Here is a 16612-nt window from a genome sequence, read left to right as displayed (position 1 = left end):
CCTTAAAAAATGTAATCTATGGTTAAATTTGATGACGATGCGATTTTATTTTTAATTGATAGTACTTTATGATTATTTTCATTTTCTCCTGCAGGGTTTTCTTCTTTATGGCTTCCGTCTCTGGCTCCGTCCCGGCGCGGTGAATCGCCTTCGGCAAAATATGCCTGGGATTGCCGTTCGTGGTTGTTTTTGCTTTCATTTTGTACATACACTTCTACCCTCTGTATCTCAACGCCATTTGTGGCGATTGATTCCTTCAGGCGATGGATATTGTTTTGTATTGCCGCCTTTACCTCCGCATTTTCCACATATATCTTTGCCCTGACCTCATCGTTTTCCTCGGTGAAATGAAGCCTTACCGTACCCAGCGCAGGGGGAGTCAGTTGTAGTTTGATTTCAGACGTATTGCCGTTGCGTAACGTCTTGATATTTTCCAATAGTTGTTCCATTACGTTGTTTTGCAGGGTATTTGTACCGGGAGGGATATTGCCCTGGAACAAGGGGGACGCAACATTCTTTGGATTTTCAGCGGAAGACAATATCGTAGTTGCTGAACCAGTGAGTGGTTCTGATATATTTTGCCGGAAATCAGGGTTGTTTAAAGGTACGTTATTTACCGGCGTCTTTTCCTGTTGATTATTATTGGGGGCAAAAGCAAACGTATCCTTCCCTTGTTGTGAAAGATTGCCGGATGAATTACCCTCCTCATTTCCCATGAATGAACCTGAACCGGAAGACGTGTTGAGAGGGGAAGAGGTCTGTTCTTTTGTACCGGCGTCCTTTGCTTCATTCTTCCCCGCGGAATTATTGGGGTCGTTTGTTATTTTCTGTGCGAATCCATTGTTTTCCCCTGTGGTATTCTGTAAAAATGCCTTCTGTGTTTCAGAGGTTTTTGACGCCCTGTTCATGGTTAATCCTGAAAACTCATGCATGGAAATACCGGCGTCCATAGGTGTGTTAAACGAGAATACATTATTCCTGCCTTCGTTTACCATTGTTTTCAGGAGGGATTTTAGCGCATTGTGTGCCTCTCTTGTTTTTGAATCCGTGAGAGAAATCTCTGATACAGTAACATTCCCCTCATAATTATTGAGCAATCCATTCAATTGCGAAACAACACCTTCGCCGGTAGCAGGCGGCATGTTTGTTATCGAGTAATTCCCTGATGAGGCCATTTTCTTAGTGGAGGCATTAAAAATGAATGATTCTAAAGGGGTTGAACGTGTATCAAATGATTTGTTTTGTGGTAATAGTTCGACTACCCCTGAATCCCCGCCCAGGAGGGGATTTTTTGTATTTCCATCATTATCCGCAAGTATATTTGGATGCAAAGAGAAACTCTCTCCGGCAAAAGCAGGGAGAAGCCTTTCTGCAAATACACCTGATTGCAAAGAAACGCAATCGTTCTTTGAGGGGGTTGTTTGAAAGAATGACGTTAAGGTGTCGAGCAACTTAATCCCCTCCCTTTGGGGGGGGGAGGGGGGGGATTTTAGTGAGTTTAATAACTGTTTCAATGCGGCAAGTATTTCCCCTTTATCAGTATCAGAAAACAACGCATTTTCTGAGGTAAGTGTATTAAAAAAATTATAAAGCTTTTCGGATTCCGCAGTGTTTGCATTTCCCTGAAGTACGTTGATTATTGTATTTGCCAGAGTATCCGGATTTAACATGTTTGCAAAAATCGTGTCGCCTTCCGGTTCTTCGCCTTTAGCGATTTTTTCAGTAATTGTTTTTGACAGGGTTTCAACGGTGTTTTTTGCACTTTTCCCCTCTGGCTTTTTTGCGGACGGGGAAGTGTGCTGTGTAAGCAATTCTTCAAACTGGAGGGTTTCGCCTTCTGCAAGGTCGTCTAATTCATCATCGGCGAGACCGGTATTTGAGCCATTAGTGCTGATGTTGGCATTGGTTGCGTCTTGCCGTGCTTCATTGAGCATCTTTGGCGAGGAATAGCCGCTGTTAAAAAGTTCGAGTATTGCAGACATGTTTTTTCCCCTTTTTGGTTAAAATGAGTATAGTGTTACAACCACGGAATACACGGAATACACGGAAAATTCTTTTTTCTTTGTAGCAACTGCATGAACAGTTTGAAATTCCTGTTTATGAACATGAGCAAGAATAATGCCATGATTTTTTTCAGGAAAAAGAGCGGGGGGATGCACGGTTTTATCCTTTCATATGCAGTTCTTTTTGATAGAGAAAAAGCGCTATCAGCCTTAATAATCTTTTCCCATGTTGACGGTGGTTTACTCCTGATACCCTTGATATTATTGCTGCCAGGACGAAATACCCCTGAGTACAAATCGCGGGTTTAATGGAATTTCTCAGGTATTAAAATAGTTTGTCCGGAGATATAAAATTACATGAAAAATTTTAGGACTTTTTTGTGGAGTAGGGAAAACAAGGGGGAAACAAGGGCGTTTTTTTCCTATGAGCAGGTAATTATTTCCGTTTACGATGTACGATGATGAAAAACTGAAACCACAGATTTCACAGATTGAAAAGGAGAGGATTTGATGCATAGAGACAACGCATGCGTTGTCTCTACAGCCGATTGATTTAATATAATAGCGTCTTTGTAATCTGGTTGGCGACAAACTGAGAATAACGTCTCATGGAAAGCAGGATAAGCTTCCAGCCGTAGAGAGCGCTTTTTTGGTGGGTGCTTTCAAAGTAATATTTTACCAGTTCTGCGACTTCATTTTCGTTGCTGTCATATACACCGTCCGCGCTCCATAAAACAGTGCCGGTATCGGTGGAAACCATTCCCGCTTTAACTCCAAGCAGCATTGGTTCATAGGGACGATAATGAGTAATGGCGCCAAAAACAATGGCGTCAACGTCGTATTTTTTCCTTAATTGCAATACAGTGTCGAGGTTGATAGACCCTTTATCCCATATCTTATTTTCCGATAACATTTTTGCCTTTCCTTCAAGCACAACAACTTCAAATCTGCCTATTTTCCTTAGCTCTACAGAAAATGCTTCTGCAATTTCATCGATAACGGCTTCCCGGTCGATGGTGTATTCAAAGGGCAAAAGCAATACCCGTTGCAAATGGGTTACTCTTAATTCGTCGGATTTGTTATAACTCAATCCTGAATACCGGGTAATTTTAGGACTGCTTATACAACCGGAAAAAAGGATTAAAAATATGATACTTACGCTGATTCTACGATACACAAACACCTCCAGATGCGTTATAAAAAGTAGTGGCTGTTCACAGTCCACAGTCCACAGTCCACAGTCCACAATCAGCAATTTGCAATTTGCTGACTGCTGACTGCCGACTCCACCCTACACTATTTTTAAAGAGATTTACACGACATTTACTGGTTTTTCTTTTTATCCACCAGTAATTCTATTTTTAGGCCAACAAGCTCTTGTTTCGCTTTTGTTTCCTCGAGCCTTGACCTGGCTAATTCCAGAGTCAGTTCTTTAATTTTATCCTCATAAGGCGCCTGGGCGTTCACAAGTTGTTTTCTCAGTTGTTCATTTTCCTGTTGAAGTGTTTCCAGAAACTGCAAGTGCCGCTCGTTTTCTTCAATCCTGTATTCAAGCATCTTGCGAATTTCCATTTGCTCTGCTATTTCTTTTTCGAGTGAAGCTACCCTTTCTTTTTCCATTATAAGGTCTTTATTTGCCTGATCAAGCTGTTCCAGAACAGAGAGTCTATTGGTTTTGTAGCCGGTATCTATTTTTACGGTAGCCCCTTCTGTAAGATATCCACTGCTTTTTGGCGGAGGGGGCGGTGGTTCCGTTGAAAGCGAAGATTTCATAATGCTTTCACAACCTAGGCAGGTTAAGAGCGTAAAAGATAACAGAGAAAGTAAAAATAAAAATTTCTGCATGGTGTATTCCTTATTAATGTAAAATCTTATCTGTAAAGTAGATGTTTTTATGTACCAAATCAAAAAGTATGTAACACTTTAGTCTTTCGAAACTGGAAATCGTCATTTGTAGTGCGACGAACCTCGTCGCACTACAAATGGATTTAGCGGCCTTAGATATTAAGTGAGGAATGAGCAGCAACCGTTTATAGCAAATGCTTCTGTCCCTACACTTAGAAAAATAATACCAAAATAGCGAAGCAAATAGAATGCCTTAAATAGTACCGGCAGGGTCTTACCTTGCCATTTGGTTGAAAATATTTTTTAATTGTTACAAAAATAGACACTTATGATATTATTCCAGCCTTGTATTGAAATCTTCATTCCTGCATTTCGTGACGGCGGAAAAAACATCAATGGTGAAATATTTCCCGGTTTTTTCATAAAGGCCATTTTTTCTCCTGTCCTGAAAAGGGATTATTTTTGACTAAGAGGTCTTTAAGGGTGCGTGTTGCCTGCGTTATATTTTTACTGCAAATAATTGCAGAACAAATAGCAATCCTGTTTCCGCCCGCATGTATTATTTCGCCCGCGTTGTTTGCAGTAATGCCGCCAATCACTACAAAAGGAAGAGAAATTTCCTGACGGACTTGCTGCAAATAGCGTAGGCCTACGGGGGGTTCATGGGATTTTGTGGCGGTATAAAATAAGGGACCAACGCTAATATAGTCAGCGCCTTCCTGTTCTGCCAGGCGTGCCTGGAAAATGTTGTGTGTGGAGCGTCCGATTATTTTGTCATTTCCAATGATTTTGCGTGCGTTATTGATGTTCATATCTGTTTGCCCGATATGTAATCCATCTGCATTTACTTTGCCGGCGATTTTCGCCCGGTCATTTATGATAAATAGTGTATTTGTCTGTCCGGTTATTTCCCTGAAATCTTTTGCAATGGCAAGGAATTCATTGTCTGGCATTGTTTTTTCTCTGAGTTGTACCGCATCTGCGCCGCCCCGGATGACTTCCTGCAGGATGTTTCCTCCGTTTTTCCGTACAAGAGTGGGGCTTATTATGACATACAGGAGGACGTCCGAAAACCTTTTTTTATATTTTATCGTACTATTCTCCATGTACCCGCTCCTGAGACATAATTATAATATTGACACTAAACGTATGTTTGATATAATTTCATTTCGTTACCAAACCTGCCGAAAAATTCATCGTAAGACGACCCCCCCTATCCCCCCCAAGAGGGAGGGGAATATTCATAAATCATAAATCATAAATCATAAATCGTAAATCTAAAATCGTAAATCGTAAATCGTACTGGATTTTTATAAAATACTTAACAACTTTAACGGGCTTATAGATAAATGGGTTACATAAAAGAACATTGTGGTTTGTTTGGTGTTTACGGTTGTGAAGATGCTGCAGAGAAGGTGTATTATGGATTATATTCTTTACAGCACCGCGGGGAGGAAAGTGCCGGGATTGCCTCAACGGACGGCAAAGATATCATTTGCCGTAAAGGAATGGGGTTGATTAGTGACGCCCTGGATGCTCGTATGCTTAAATCCTTAAGAAACCCTGTTGCGATCGGGCATGTGCGATATTCTACTTTTGGTTCGAGCAATATTGAAAATGCACAGCCTATGCTGGTGGATTATTATCGGGGGAAAGTGGCAATTGCCCACAATGGACAATTGACCAATGCAAAAAAACTACGGGATGAGTTTGAAGGAAATGGGTCGATATTCCATACAACTTCTGATACTGAAGTAATTGTGCACCTGATGGCGAAGCCTTCGGTTTCAAGGCAAAGCGGGCTGCCAGGCGTATTAAATCAACTTAAAGGGGCATTTTCATTGTTGATTTTAACCCCAAATGAGATGATTGGGGTGCGTGATCCGTATGGCTTCAGGCCGCTTTCTTTGGGGAAACTGAATAACGGATATGTCTTTGCTTCCGAAACATGTGCCCTTGACCAGATTGGCGCAGAATACGTTAGGGATGTGCAGCCGGGGGAAATAGTCACTATAAGTAAAGACGGCCTTCGCAGTGAATTTTATAGTAATCAAAAAAGATATGCCGCCTGTATATTTGAGTTGGTGTATTTTTCCAGACCCGATAGCAGCGTGTACGGGGAAAGCGTCCATTTGTTCCGTAAGAGATTAGGCGCGAAGCTTGCGGAAGAGTCGCCTGTCGATGCTGACGTGGTAATTTCTGTGCCTGAAGGGGGAAATTCCGCAGCAATTGGATATTCGCACGCCGCATCAATACCTTTTGACAGAGGTTTTATCAGAAACCATTATGTTGGAAGGACTTTCATCCTGCCTCAGCAAGATATGAGACATCGTTTTGTCGAGCTGAAATTAAATCCGCTGAAAGAGACAGTGGCTGGGAAACGTGTTATTGTAATAGATGATTCGATTGTGCGGGGTACTACCTCGAAATCCAGGTTTGGTTTATTAAGAAAAGCAGGTGCGAAGGAAATACACGCGAGGATTAGTTGTCCTCCCCACAGGCATCCCTGTTATTATGGAATTGATTTTCAGCAAAAAGGCGAACTTATTGCAGCCAATAAAACGGTTGAAGAGACAAGGAAATTTTTGAATGTAGAGAGCCTGAGTTATCTTAGCGTGGAAGGAATGATGAGCTGTACCACGCAGCCGAGGCAGAATTTCTGCAACGCGTGTTTTACCAGTGATTACCCAACAAACGTTAATGAAGAAATGGATAATGTAACGGATAGTTTTTCCGTTGATGAAGCGGAAAGACCGGCACATTGTGTAATTAAATAAACTCTCCCCTGGATTATAGGTAAATGTATTTCATAAGTCCCTTCTACCTGATAAAAGGTATATTTGGCAGAACATTTTATATCTTTCCGGAACGACCGGAACGTATTCAGATAGAAATTACCAACCGCTGTAATTATAGCTGCGGTATGTGCCCGAGAGAGACATTCAACCTGCCGGAAAAAGACATTCCTTTTGGCCTCTTTAAACATATCATTGACAGGATTGATTCCCGTTATAACGTTACGCTAACCGGCTGGGGAGAACCTTTGTTGCATCCGCAATTAACAGAAATGATTGCCTATACAAAAAACAAAGGGCATAAAGTCGGATTAACGACGAATGGTTTATTGCTGGCGCAATATACAGAAAAATTCATAGAAATACGGTTAGATAAACTTACCATCTCGTTGGATAGTATCGATGATGAATCTGGCGCAAAAGAGGGACACCCGTCCAGCAAAGTAGTGCAAAAGAATGTACAGTCGCTTATTAAGTTGCGAGGGGAAAAATCCAGCCCTGTTATTACCATACAAATCACCATGCATGACGTGAAACAGTGTTTGGATGCTGTTCGTTTAGCGGGAGAAATTGGCGCAGACCGTGTTTATTTAATACGGTTAAATATGCCTATGGATAAAAGCGGTTTTAAAAGGCCTGGCTTAAAAGAAGAACTGGAAATTTATGAGAAATCGGAGCAGATAGCCAGGGAATATGGATTACAGGTGGACAACAATTATACCGCATTTGACAATATTTTGTTCCGTTTCCTCTATAAAAAAATGCGTCCGGCAATGTACCGGTTTGATAAATATTGCCCTAAGCCATATGATTACTTGTATATTAATATTGACGGCAAGGTTACTCCATGCTGCGACCTTCCCAGGCATGAAGTCGGCAATATTTTAAAAGAAGACATTGACGAAATCTGGAATAGTGAAAATATGCAGTATTTTCGCAAAAACCAGAATGATATTTGCGGCAATTGTGACGCATTGCGGCTGAAACAGCTTGGATGATAATTTTAGTAACACTTTAGTTTTTTGAAAAATCCATGGGACATATTTCGTTAAATCTTTAAATCCCCTTCCCAGTGGGGGGGCAAAGGGGGATGCCAATCCCTTTAAGTTTAAACCGAATAATTCTTACGAATGCTGGAATTCTCAGAGAACATGGTTATGAAGTAAAAGATATCGGATAATTACAACAATGGAAAGTATATATCATGGACAAAATAGAAAAAGCTATTGAAACAACTGCTACTATTAATGCAAAAAGACAACTTGTATTAGATGAACCATTACCTGTTGCTGGTCCCCAAAAAGTTCGTGTTATTATATTATTGCAAGAAGAAACAGACATAGATGAAAAGGAATGGCTCAAGTTGGCAAGTGTGAATAATGCGTTTGATTTTTTAAAAGAACCTGAAGAGGATATTTATACTTCTTTTGATGGAAAATCATTTCATGACTAGGGGTAAAGTAGTATTAGTTAATTTTCCTTTCGACGATCTTTCAACATCAAAAGTAAGACCAGCAGTATGTTTGACGAATCCAATTGGTTCACACTCTCATGTGATACTTGCATTTATAAGTAGCAGAATTCAATCAGATTTACTCGAAACAGATTTAATAATAGATACATCACACGAAGGCTTTAGTGGAACTGGTTTAAAGGTGGCTTCAACTTTGCGATTGCATCGTTTAATGACGGTAACGACTTCACTATGCCAACGTGAATTGGGAGAGTTATCTCCCAAATTTCTGAGTGAAGTAAATAATAAACTAAAGAAGTTGTTTTGTATAAGATGAAGGTAACCATTATTCCTGAATTTGATTAATAAATACCATTATGAAAATCACTTTTCTCGTACCGCCATCTATCGATGGAAATATCCCGGAGCGGGTTGCCGGGTGTGCATACCTGCTTTATTATGTCCCGAATATATTTCTGCTCAGCGCCGCCGCTGTTCTGGAAAAGGCTGGTTGCGAAGTTCGATATATTGAAACTACCATTAAAAAATGGGACCGAAAACAATTCCGGACGTTCCTCAGGGAGGATTTGAGTGATATTTACAGCTTCTACTCAGTCAATCTCTCACAAAAGACCGATATGCAGGCATTGCATGACATCCGTGAGATAAGGGGCGATATGCCGGTTGTATTTTTTGGCCCCGCACCATCAGACAGACCGATGGAATTTGTTGCGGACGACGATACCTATGTCGTCAGGGGTGAACCGGAATACACGATACTTGAACTGGTAAAGGCATTAGAGGACAAATCAGCCATTAACGGTATCAAAAGCGTGTCTTTCAGAAGCAATAATGAAATTATCCATAATAATACCAGAGAGCCAATAGAAAATCTGGACGAACTTCCCTTTCCTGCAAGACATCTTTTGGAAGAGAAGGACGTCTATTATAACCCTAAACTGGGGATGCGGCCTTTTACTGCCGTTTGTACTTCACGGGGTTGTTCCTACCGCTGCATTTACTGCGTTCCTTCTTCACTGAGCTTCTCAAGAGAACTTGAATACAAGCATTACTTTGACAAAAAACCCCCCGTAAGGAAGCGGTCGCCTGAGAATATCATTGAGGAATTTGCCTTATTGAAATCGCAGGGGTATAAGGCAGTGAATATGCAAGATGATCAATTCGTGTGGGGAGAAGAAAGGACGATTAAAATTTGTGAGGGCATTAAAGATTTAGGCATAGTATGGGGGTGTTCCGCAAGGTCGGATCATCTGACGGAACCCATAGTAAGGGCAATGGCTGCGGCAAATTGCAAGTTTATCGACCTTGGCGTGGAATCATTTAACCAGGAAATACTGGATTATGTGAAAAAGGATATTGACGTTAAAAAGAATGAAGAGGCGATACGGCTGGTAAAAAAATATGGCATATCCGCAAAAATAAATATCATGTTCGGGGCTTCTCCATTAGAAACAATGGAAACCATAAGAAAAAATACAAAAGAAGTGAAACGGTTAAAGGTAGATCAGGTAATGTATAATATCGCAAATCCATTTCCCGGGACTGATTTTTATAAAACGGCGAAAGAAAACAATTTATTTGTTTATGGTGACTATAAACCGGTGAATGTGGCAAAGGAAGCCAACATAGCCTATCCCCATCTGAGCAAAACAGACCTTGAAAGAGCGGTGCGCAGCGCCAATTTTGCATTTTTCCTTTCCCCCCGTTTTGTTCTTAAAAATATCAGAAGAATCGGTTCGCTTGATGCTTTGAAAGCGATGTTTCGAAAGCTTTTCTAACGATGAAATTTTCAATCCTCATACCCGCTTATAACGAAGAAAAATCCATTTCCACCTGCCTTGATTCACTTCTTTCCGTGACTTATCCCGACAAAGAAATTATTGTTATTGACGATGCTTCTTCGGACCATACCGTAAAAGAAGTCGAAACGTTTGCCAACAGGGGCGTCATATTGATAAAAAGAGAGAAAAATGGCGGAAGGGCGGCTGCCTTGAACTCGGGATTATCCCGGGCAACCGGAGAGATTATCGTTACTACCGATGCGGATACCGATGTTTCTCCCCATTGGTTAGCACTGTTTGAACGTCATTTTGCAGATGAAGAGGTCGTTGCTGTTGGAGGCGCTTATAAAGCGCAAAACAAGGGTAATCTGCTGGCAAATGCAACAAGCGTATTGGATCAGATTTTGAACGGCACATTCAGAAAATCGTTCATTCCGAATAAAGTATCCGGCGTAAACTCTGCGATACGCAAAGACATCCTACTGGATTTGGGCGGATTTAATGAAAGCGCATGGTGGAGCGAAGATTCCGAATTAGGATGGAAGCTGGATAAAACCGGCAAGGTCATTTATGATCCGGAGAATGTTGTATATACACAATATCCTGATACATGGGAAGGCATATGGATGAGGAAGTTTTACTGGGGATATGCAATGGGATTGAAATTCCGTCAGCACATGCCTTTCAGACTGAAATTATGGATACGTCCCGCCGTATTTATGGCGTTTTTTGTGAGCCTTATTGTATTTTTGGCAACGATACCCTGCGGAATGAGGGTATACTTTGTGCCCGGATTGTTTTTTGGAACATTGTTGAGTGCATTAACATTAGTATATGTCCCGATAGGCGCAATTGTTATGATAAGAACGGGGGATACCGGCTTGGCAAAAACGTTGCCGATACTGGCAATCTTGCCTATTGTTCGGGAATTTGCGTATGTGTACGGCATGTTTCTTGGTTATTGTAAAGGTAAGTCATCCGCCTTGAAACCTTCATGGAAGAGGAAACAGGGGAAGGAAAAATTATGAAAGAAAAAACAAAAAAGAGTGTTTCATATAAAGATGCCGGTGTTGATATTGATACGAAAGGTTGTTTTACGTCGAATATCTATTCGAAAATGCAAACGACATTTGATGCGAGGGTAATTGAGAACCCAGGGGGATTCGGTGGGTTGTTTGCGTTGAATTCCAAGTTGAAAAAATACCGGCAACCTGTCCTTGTTTCTTCCACCGATGGCGTTGGCACAAAATTAAAAATCGCCTTTATGATGAAGAAACATGATACCATTGGCATCGATTTAGTTGCCATGTGCGTGAATGATGTTGTAGTTTTGGGCGCCGAGCCTTTGTTTTTTCTGGATTACCTTGCGAGCAGCAAAATCATACCTGAAGTTCTTCATGAAGTTATAGATGGTATTGTTGAAGGGTGCCGCCAGGCCGGATGTTCGCTTATCGGGGGAGAGACGCCTGAAATGCCGGGATTTTACCAAAAAGGAGAATATGACATCGCTGGTTTTGTTGTGGGGGTGGTAGAAAAAGACAAGATTATTAATGGTAAAAACATTACACCGGGAGACGTCGTATTGGGATTAGGTTCCAACGGCATTCACAGCAACGGATATTCACTTGTTCGAAAGATTTTTTTTGATGAAGCGGGAATGAAGCCTTCCCGGAGTTTACGGAAATATGGGTTGAAAACAACCCTGGGAGAGGAGATTCTGAAGCCTACCATGATTTACGTAAAATCAATTCTCAAAATATTAAATAAATATAAAAATAAAACTGTTATTAAGGGGATGGCGCATATCACCGGTGGCGGTTTGTTGGAAAATATACCAAGAATCCTGCCGGAAGGGTGTTCGGTGAGAATAAACAAAGCCAGGTGGGATATCCCGGCAATATTTAAAATAATGCAGGATATTGGCAACATTAACGAGCGGGAAATGTTTCGTGTTTTTAATATGGGGATAGGTATGGCGCTGATTGTTTCTGCGTTGGATGTGAAAAAAATAATGAATGATCTAAACGTTGCCGGTGAATCAGTATCGGTTATTGGCGAAGTAACTGAAGGTGAAAGAAGCGTACATATTGTTTAACATAATCAGTTAAAAGAAACAACCACGGAACCTGGAAAAGCCAGAACCAAACAAGCAAGAAAACAGTCCTCAGTCCTCAGTCCTCAATCTGCAATCTGCCGACTGTAGATTGTAGATTGTAGATTGCTAAGGTACTTATTGGTTGCAGCTTTGCTGCGCTATATAAGAACGAAATACCTGGCAAAAGAAAAATCCCCCTGAACTCTGCGTTCAGGGGGATTTTCATTACAAATAGCAATAATCGAATGTCTTTGTTTTTAGATCTAGAATAAGTATTCTATACCTGCCCCTACAATTACCTCTTCGTCAGCGCTGTCATCACCGGCAAAATTAATATATCTGAATTCAGGCCTGAATAAGAGATTTTCCTTCATCTTTATGTTTGCAGTGACGGTTGTATTCCATACTGAAGTATCAAAAAATCTCACACCATCGGTATCGTCGAGGTATTCGTGTCTTACTACGCCCTGAAACCAATCAGTAAAATCATACAAAGCATATCCGGCAACACCCCACCAATGGCCGGTAGTACCTGTTGCCAAACCGCTGGAAATATCCATTGCGGCATCTTCTGCAACACCCCAATCTGCATTGAACATTAACTTCAACTTGTCAGTTAACTGGTATGACGCTACCAGGTCAAACATTTGAGTCAAACCGCCGGTAGAACTGCTTCGTTGAGCATCGCTCGCAATCGGCCCCTTTTCTTGATCCCAACCTTCAGCGCCGTGAATACCTGCTAAGGAAACAAATGCCTTTTCTGATGGTGAAGTATAAGAAAGGTACCATCCGAGAGACTTTGCTGAGTTATTATCGATGAAAGAGTCCCATCCGTTCACCAAATAAAGTGCGGCATACACATTGTCCGTTAAATCATATCCTGCCTTAATTCCGGTGTGGGTAAAAGGGATTGCATTGTTATAAAGCGTGCCGTGCTGATAATTAGGGTTCCCGATGTTTTCCACCAGCTCTAATCCAATCCATGTGTACATCTTACCTGCGGTAATGGTTAATCCTTTACCTATTGGCGCAATCCATGAAATATTTGCTGTGGCTACGGTAAAAATATCGTCTCTGTCAGGATCATTCGTACCCCGGGGAGTTGCTTCTCCTAAAAAAGTGATTCTTTTCGCCTTTTCACCAAAATACGTATGCAACTGCCAGCCTATTGGATGGTCAGCTGTGGCTTCTTTATCAAGAAAAAGCGTAAAGCTCTCAAAGGTAAGCGAATTATTTTCGTTTTCACCAATAAAGTTCAAGCCACTCGCAAGTTCATCCTGTTGAGGAGAATTGCTATGTTTCCTGAAACTGTAAAAATAATTCACATCCAAAAATCCGCTCAAAGAAACGTTTTTAAGGCCACCTAATAAGGGTGAATCCCACACAGTTTCGTTTACCTCTGCTAATATTTCCTCTTTTAACTCTGCCTTTAATGCTTCTCTGTCAAAATCCTGTGCAAAAGTGGTTTGACTCGCTAAAAATACTCCTGCAGCAAGCAGTGGAAGCATAAAAGAAAACTTTTTATGTATCATAATTACTTTTCTCCTATTCTTGTAAGGTTGTTAAAAACCAATTCTAATGAAACGTAAGATTGTTGTAAAATATCCCTCCTTTCCCCTTCCTCTTTTTTACTATTAAAAAACTTTTACATAAAATACATAAGATTATGTACGAAATAGATGAAAGGCCCAAACAATACTTCTTGGTCCCGCGAAAATAATTAGCAAGCAAAGAGAGTGCCCTTGCAATAATATATCACCATATATGAATAATTTATTATTATTAAACTTATTTTTGCAAAAAAAATAAATACAACTACTTACAAAATAACCTTATATGGCATAGGTATACAAAAGAGGTTAAAATAAAAAAACTTTGCATACATTTATATGGAAAGTAAGTATATAATTGGTCATTTTTTATAAAATGGAATATATTTGCCATTAAGAGTGGTTGATATGCTCCGGCAACACTTCGTAGTATTTATAGGGGAGTATTCTACACTTATTGACTTTTTTGTCAACAAAATTCGCAGGAAGGTATTGATTCGGGAATCATTTTTCTTGACCTTAACAGTTTTGCTAGTATAATTGGGCGATTTATGTGCCGCTGAGAGCAGAATACCACAGAGTTTAGCAATAAGAGGCACACTTAGGTTTGCATTTGGATAGTAAAAATACATTTTTAATATTCCCAATGGTAAATTTACATTAAAAGGAGGCGTTAATATTATGTCATTAGATCCGACCAAATTTGCGGATTGGCAGATAGCGGAAGAAGCAGAAAAGGGGATGAAGACTGTATATGAGTTAGCTGATAAATTAGGTCTTGCGAAAGAAGAGCTGCTTCCTCATGGTCACTATGTAGCCAAGATTGATTACAAGAAGATATTGACGCGATATGAAGGCAAACCTGACGGCAAATTTGTCGATGTAACCGCCATAACTCCTACGCCACTTGGTGAAGGCAAATCAACAACCACGATAGGATTGGTGCAGGGGCTAGGGAAAAGAGGTAAGAACGTTATAGGTACAATACGGCAGCCGTCCGGCGGTCCTACGATGAACATAAAAGGGTCGGCGGCCGGAGGAGGTCTTTCGCAGTGTATTCCCCTCACGCCTTTTTCTTTGGGGCTTACCGGTGATATTAACGCGATAATGAACGCGCATAATTTGGCGATGGTGGCGCTTACCTCAAGAATGCAGCACGAATTTAATTATGATGATGCGACACTTGCCAAAAAGAACCTGAAGCGGTTGAATATTGATCCCCACAGGGTTGAGATGAAATGGATCATGGATTTTTGCGCCCAGTCGCTTCGTCATATTGTGATGGGATTAGGGGGCAAGATGGACGGGTTCATGATGGAGTCCGGATTTGCCATAGCAGTTTCTTCAGAAATCATGGCGATTCTCTCTGTTGCCAAAGACCTGAAAGACATGCGTGAACGCATGGGAAAGATCGTCGTGGCGTATGACAAATCAGGAAAGCCTGTAACAACGGCTGATCTGGAAGTAGACGGCGCAATGACGGCATGGATGGTGGAGGCGCTCAATCCGAACCTGATGCAAACTATGGAGGGTCAGCCGGTCTTTGTGCATGCCGGTCCTTTTGCCAATATTGCCATCGGGCAGTCTTCAATTGTGGCGGATAGGATTGCTTTGAAACTAGGGGATTACGTGGTTACCGAATCAGGATTTGGCGCGGACATCGGATTTGAGAAATTCTGGAATCTGAAGTGCCGTTTTTCTGGCAGCAAACCGAATGCTGCTGTATTGGTTGCTACTGTGAGGGCGCTCAAGTGTCATGGGGGTGCGCCTGTGCCGGTGCCGGGACATCCGCTGGACCCGTGCTATAAGGAGGAGAATGTCGGGTGGGTGGAAAAAGGGACGGAAAACCTGGTCCATCTTATTAATGTTGTGAAAAAGGCGGGGATTAATCCGGTAGTGTGTATTAATGCATTTTATACGGACACTGAGGCGGAGATTAATGCTGTAAGGAGGCTTGCGGAGCGGGCAGGGGCGCGCGTTGCGTTGTCAAAGCATTGGCTAAAGGGGGGCGATGGTGCGGTGGAACTTGCCGATGCGGTAATTGACGCCTGCAATGAGCCGAATGATTTTAAATTTCTGTACGAACTCAGCACTCCGCTAAGAACGCGTATAGAGTTAATTGCGGAGCAGGTGTATGGTGCGGACGGCGTGGATTACAGCCCGGACGCTTTAGCAAAAGTAAAGGCAATGGAAGCTGACCCTGAAACTTCAAAGCTTGGGACATGCATGGTGAAGACGCATCTTTCACTCACGGATAATCCTAATATAAAGGGAGCGCCAAAGAACTGGAGGCTGAGTATCCGGGATATTCTGACATTTAAGGGCGCAGGGTTTGTGGTGCCTATTGCGGGGAATATTAAACTGATGCCTGGAACGTGTTCCGATCCGGCGTATCGCCGCGTGGATGTTGATGTGGAAACCGGAAAGGTAAAAGGGCTTTTCTGATATATTGTATTAATTTTTTTCAGCATGATTTAAAAGATTACACATTTCAGGGCACAAGAGGAAGGCTGGCGGATGATAATGAAGTCCACAGCCTTTTTTTTTGAGTGCCTTGTTAACAATGCCTTGACATAAACATTCATCTTCGCTTAAAATGAAATTTCTATGACCTTTGGTTGCAAAGGAGCGCGAAATACCCCTTTGACAGTCATTCCTGGCAGAGAGGGAAATCTTAAGATTTGGAATAAGGATTTCTCCGCCTCCTGCCTTGAGCGGAAGATTTCTTGTCATTTCTTTTCCTGAAATGATAAAAGCGAGGGGGGGCGAAATAACAATTACAGGTGAAATCTGTCGTTGTTTAATTATAAAAATTCTTTTTTAGCATTATTTTGAAACTATGATAACAAAATTATTCGGGACATCGAACGATCGGGTATTAAAAAAGATATACCCAATTGTAAAGCAAATAAATTCCCTTGAACCAAAAATGAAGTCTTTGACTGATTCCGAATTACGTCAAAAAACAGATGAATATAAGGAAAGATTGTCAAAAGGCGAAACGATGGATGATATTTTGCCGGAAGCATTTGCCACGGTAAGAGAAGCAAGCAGAAGGATTCTTGTGGT

Annotated in this window: 15 protein-coding genes and 1 pseudogene; 10 read left to right on the top strand and 6 right to left on the bottom strand. The window is 41.3% G+C overall.

The window, feature by feature from the left end:
• Positions 1–2: 2 nt before the first annotated feature.
• The gene (locus ABJL82_RS08720; RefSeq protein WP_347274345.1) at positions 3–1982 is read right to left on the bottom strand and encodes a flagellar hook-length control protein FliK; all 1980 of its coding nucleotides are present in this window, start codon (positions 1980–1982) and stop codon (positions 3–5) included.
• A gap of 102 nt (positions 1983–2084) precedes the next feature.
• On the opposite strand from ABJL82_RS08720, the gene ABJL82_RS08715 reads away from it, so the two are divergent.
• Positions 2085–2312 (top strand): hypothetical protein, encoded by a 228-nt coding sequence (locus tag ABJL82_RS08715; protein WP_347274344.1) that lies wholly within the window; start codon positions 2085–2087, stop codon positions 2310–2312.
• A gap of 244 nt (positions 2313–2556) precedes the next feature.
• Here ABJL82_RS08715 and ABJL82_RS08710 read toward each other — a convergent pair whose 3' ends face one another.
• The 3 genes from ABJL82_RS08710 to thiE form a co-directional block, all read right to left on the bottom strand.
• On the bottom strand, positions 2557–3228 hold the full coding sequence (locus tag ABJL82_RS08710; RefSeq protein WP_347274343.1) for a hypothetical protein: 672 nt from the start codon (positions 3226–3228) through the stop codon (positions 2557–2559).
• Between the two features lie 98 nt (positions 3229–3326).
• Complete coding sequence (locus ABJL82_RS08705) at positions 3327–3776, bottom strand: hypothetical protein (RefSeq protein ID WP_347274342.1); 450 nt, start codon at positions 3774–3776, stop codon at positions 3327–3329.
• 491 nt (positions 3777–4267) lie between these two features.
• Positions 4268–4954 (bottom strand): thiamine phosphate synthase, encoded by a 687-nt coding sequence (gene thiE, locus ABJL82_RS08700; RefSeq protein ID WP_347274341.1) that lies wholly within the window; start codon positions 4952–4954, stop codon positions 4268–4270.
• Between the two features lie 243 nt (positions 4955–5197).
• Between thiE and purF the strand changes: the two genes are divergently transcribed.
• From purF to purM, 7 genes are all read left to right on the top strand, one after another.
• Positions 5198–6625, top strand: a complete 1428-nt coding sequence (gene purF, locus ABJL82_RS08695; protein WP_347274340.1) for an amidophosphoribosyltransferase — start codon at positions 5198–5200, stop codon at positions 6623–6625.
• 23 nt (positions 6626–6648) lie between these two features.
• Positions 6649–7641 (top strand): radical SAM protein, encoded by a 993-nt coding sequence (locus ABJL82_RS08690; protein ID WP_347274339.1) that lies wholly within the window; start codon positions 6649–6651, stop codon positions 7639–7641.
• A gap of 206 nt (positions 7642–7847) precedes the next feature.
• Positions 7848–8096, top strand: a complete 249-nt coding sequence (locus ABJL82_RS08685; protein WP_347274338.1) for a hypothetical protein — start codon at positions 7848–7850, stop codon at positions 8094–8096.
• Positions 8074–8433 carry a type II toxin-antitoxin system PemK/MazF family toxin gene (locus ABJL82_RS08680; protein ID WP_347274399.1) on the top strand — a complete coding sequence of 120 codons (360 nt, stop codon included), beginning with the start codon at positions 8074–8076 and terminating at the stop codon, positions 8431–8433. The genes ABJL82_RS08685 and ABJL82_RS08680 overlap by 23 nt, the downstream gene beginning before the upstream one ends.
• A 40-nt stretch (positions 8434–8473) precedes the next feature.
• On the top strand, positions 8474–9895 hold the full coding sequence (locus ABJL82_RS08675; RefSeq protein WP_347274337.1) for a radical SAM protein: 1422 nt from the start codon (positions 8474–8476) through the stop codon (positions 9893–9895).
• A gap of 2 nt (positions 9896–9897) precedes the next feature.
• The gene (locus tag ABJL82_RS08670) at positions 9898–10926 is read left to right on the top strand and encodes a glycosyltransferase family 2 protein (protein WP_347274336.1); all 1029 of its coding nucleotides are present in this window, start codon (positions 9898–9900) and stop codon (positions 10924–10926) included.
• The gene (purM, locus tag ABJL82_RS08665) at positions 10923–11993 is read left to right on the top strand and encodes a phosphoribosylformylglycinamidine cyclo-ligase (RefSeq protein WP_347274335.1); all 1071 of its coding nucleotides are present in this window, start codon (positions 10923–10925) and stop codon (positions 11991–11993) included. Before ABJL82_RS08670 ends, purM begins: the two co-directional genes overlap by 4 nt.
• Before the next feature lie 263 nt (positions 11994–12256).
• Here purM and ABJL82_RS08660 read toward each other — a convergent pair whose 3' ends face one another.
• Positions 12257–13525 (bottom strand): carbohydrate porin, encoded by a 1269-nt coding sequence (locus ABJL82_RS08660; RefSeq protein WP_347274334.1) that lies wholly within the window; start codon positions 13523–13525, stop codon positions 12257–12259.
• 699 nt (positions 13526–14224) lie between these two features.
• Between ABJL82_RS08660 and ABJL82_RS08655 the strand changes: the two genes are divergently transcribed.
• On the top strand, positions 14225–15988 hold the full coding sequence (locus ABJL82_RS08655) for a formate--tetrahydrofolate ligase (protein ID WP_347274333.1): 1764 nt from the start codon (positions 14225–14227) through the stop codon (positions 15986–15988).
• Positions 15989–15997: 9 nt separating this feature from the next.
• On the opposite strand, the gene ABJL82_RS08650 is transcribed toward ABJL82_RS08655, so the two are convergent.
• A complete protein-coding gene (locus ABJL82_RS08650) occupies positions 15998–16276 on the bottom strand; it encodes a hypothetical protein (protein WP_347274332.1) in 279 nt (92 codons plus the stop codon).
• 106 nt (positions 16277–16382) lie between these two features.
• Here ABJL82_RS08650 and ABJL82_RS08645 point away from each other — a divergent pair.
• Positions 16383–16612 (top strand): annotated as a pseudogene (locus tag ABJL82_RS08645) (preprotein translocase SecA); the annotation flags it as partial.

This window comes from Candidatus Kuenenia sp. (assembly GCF_039794105.1).
Lineage (GTDB): Bacteria > Planctomycetota > Brocadiia > Brocadiales > Brocadiaceae > Kuenenia.
This window is presented reverse-complemented; position numbering and strand designations above follow the sequence as displayed.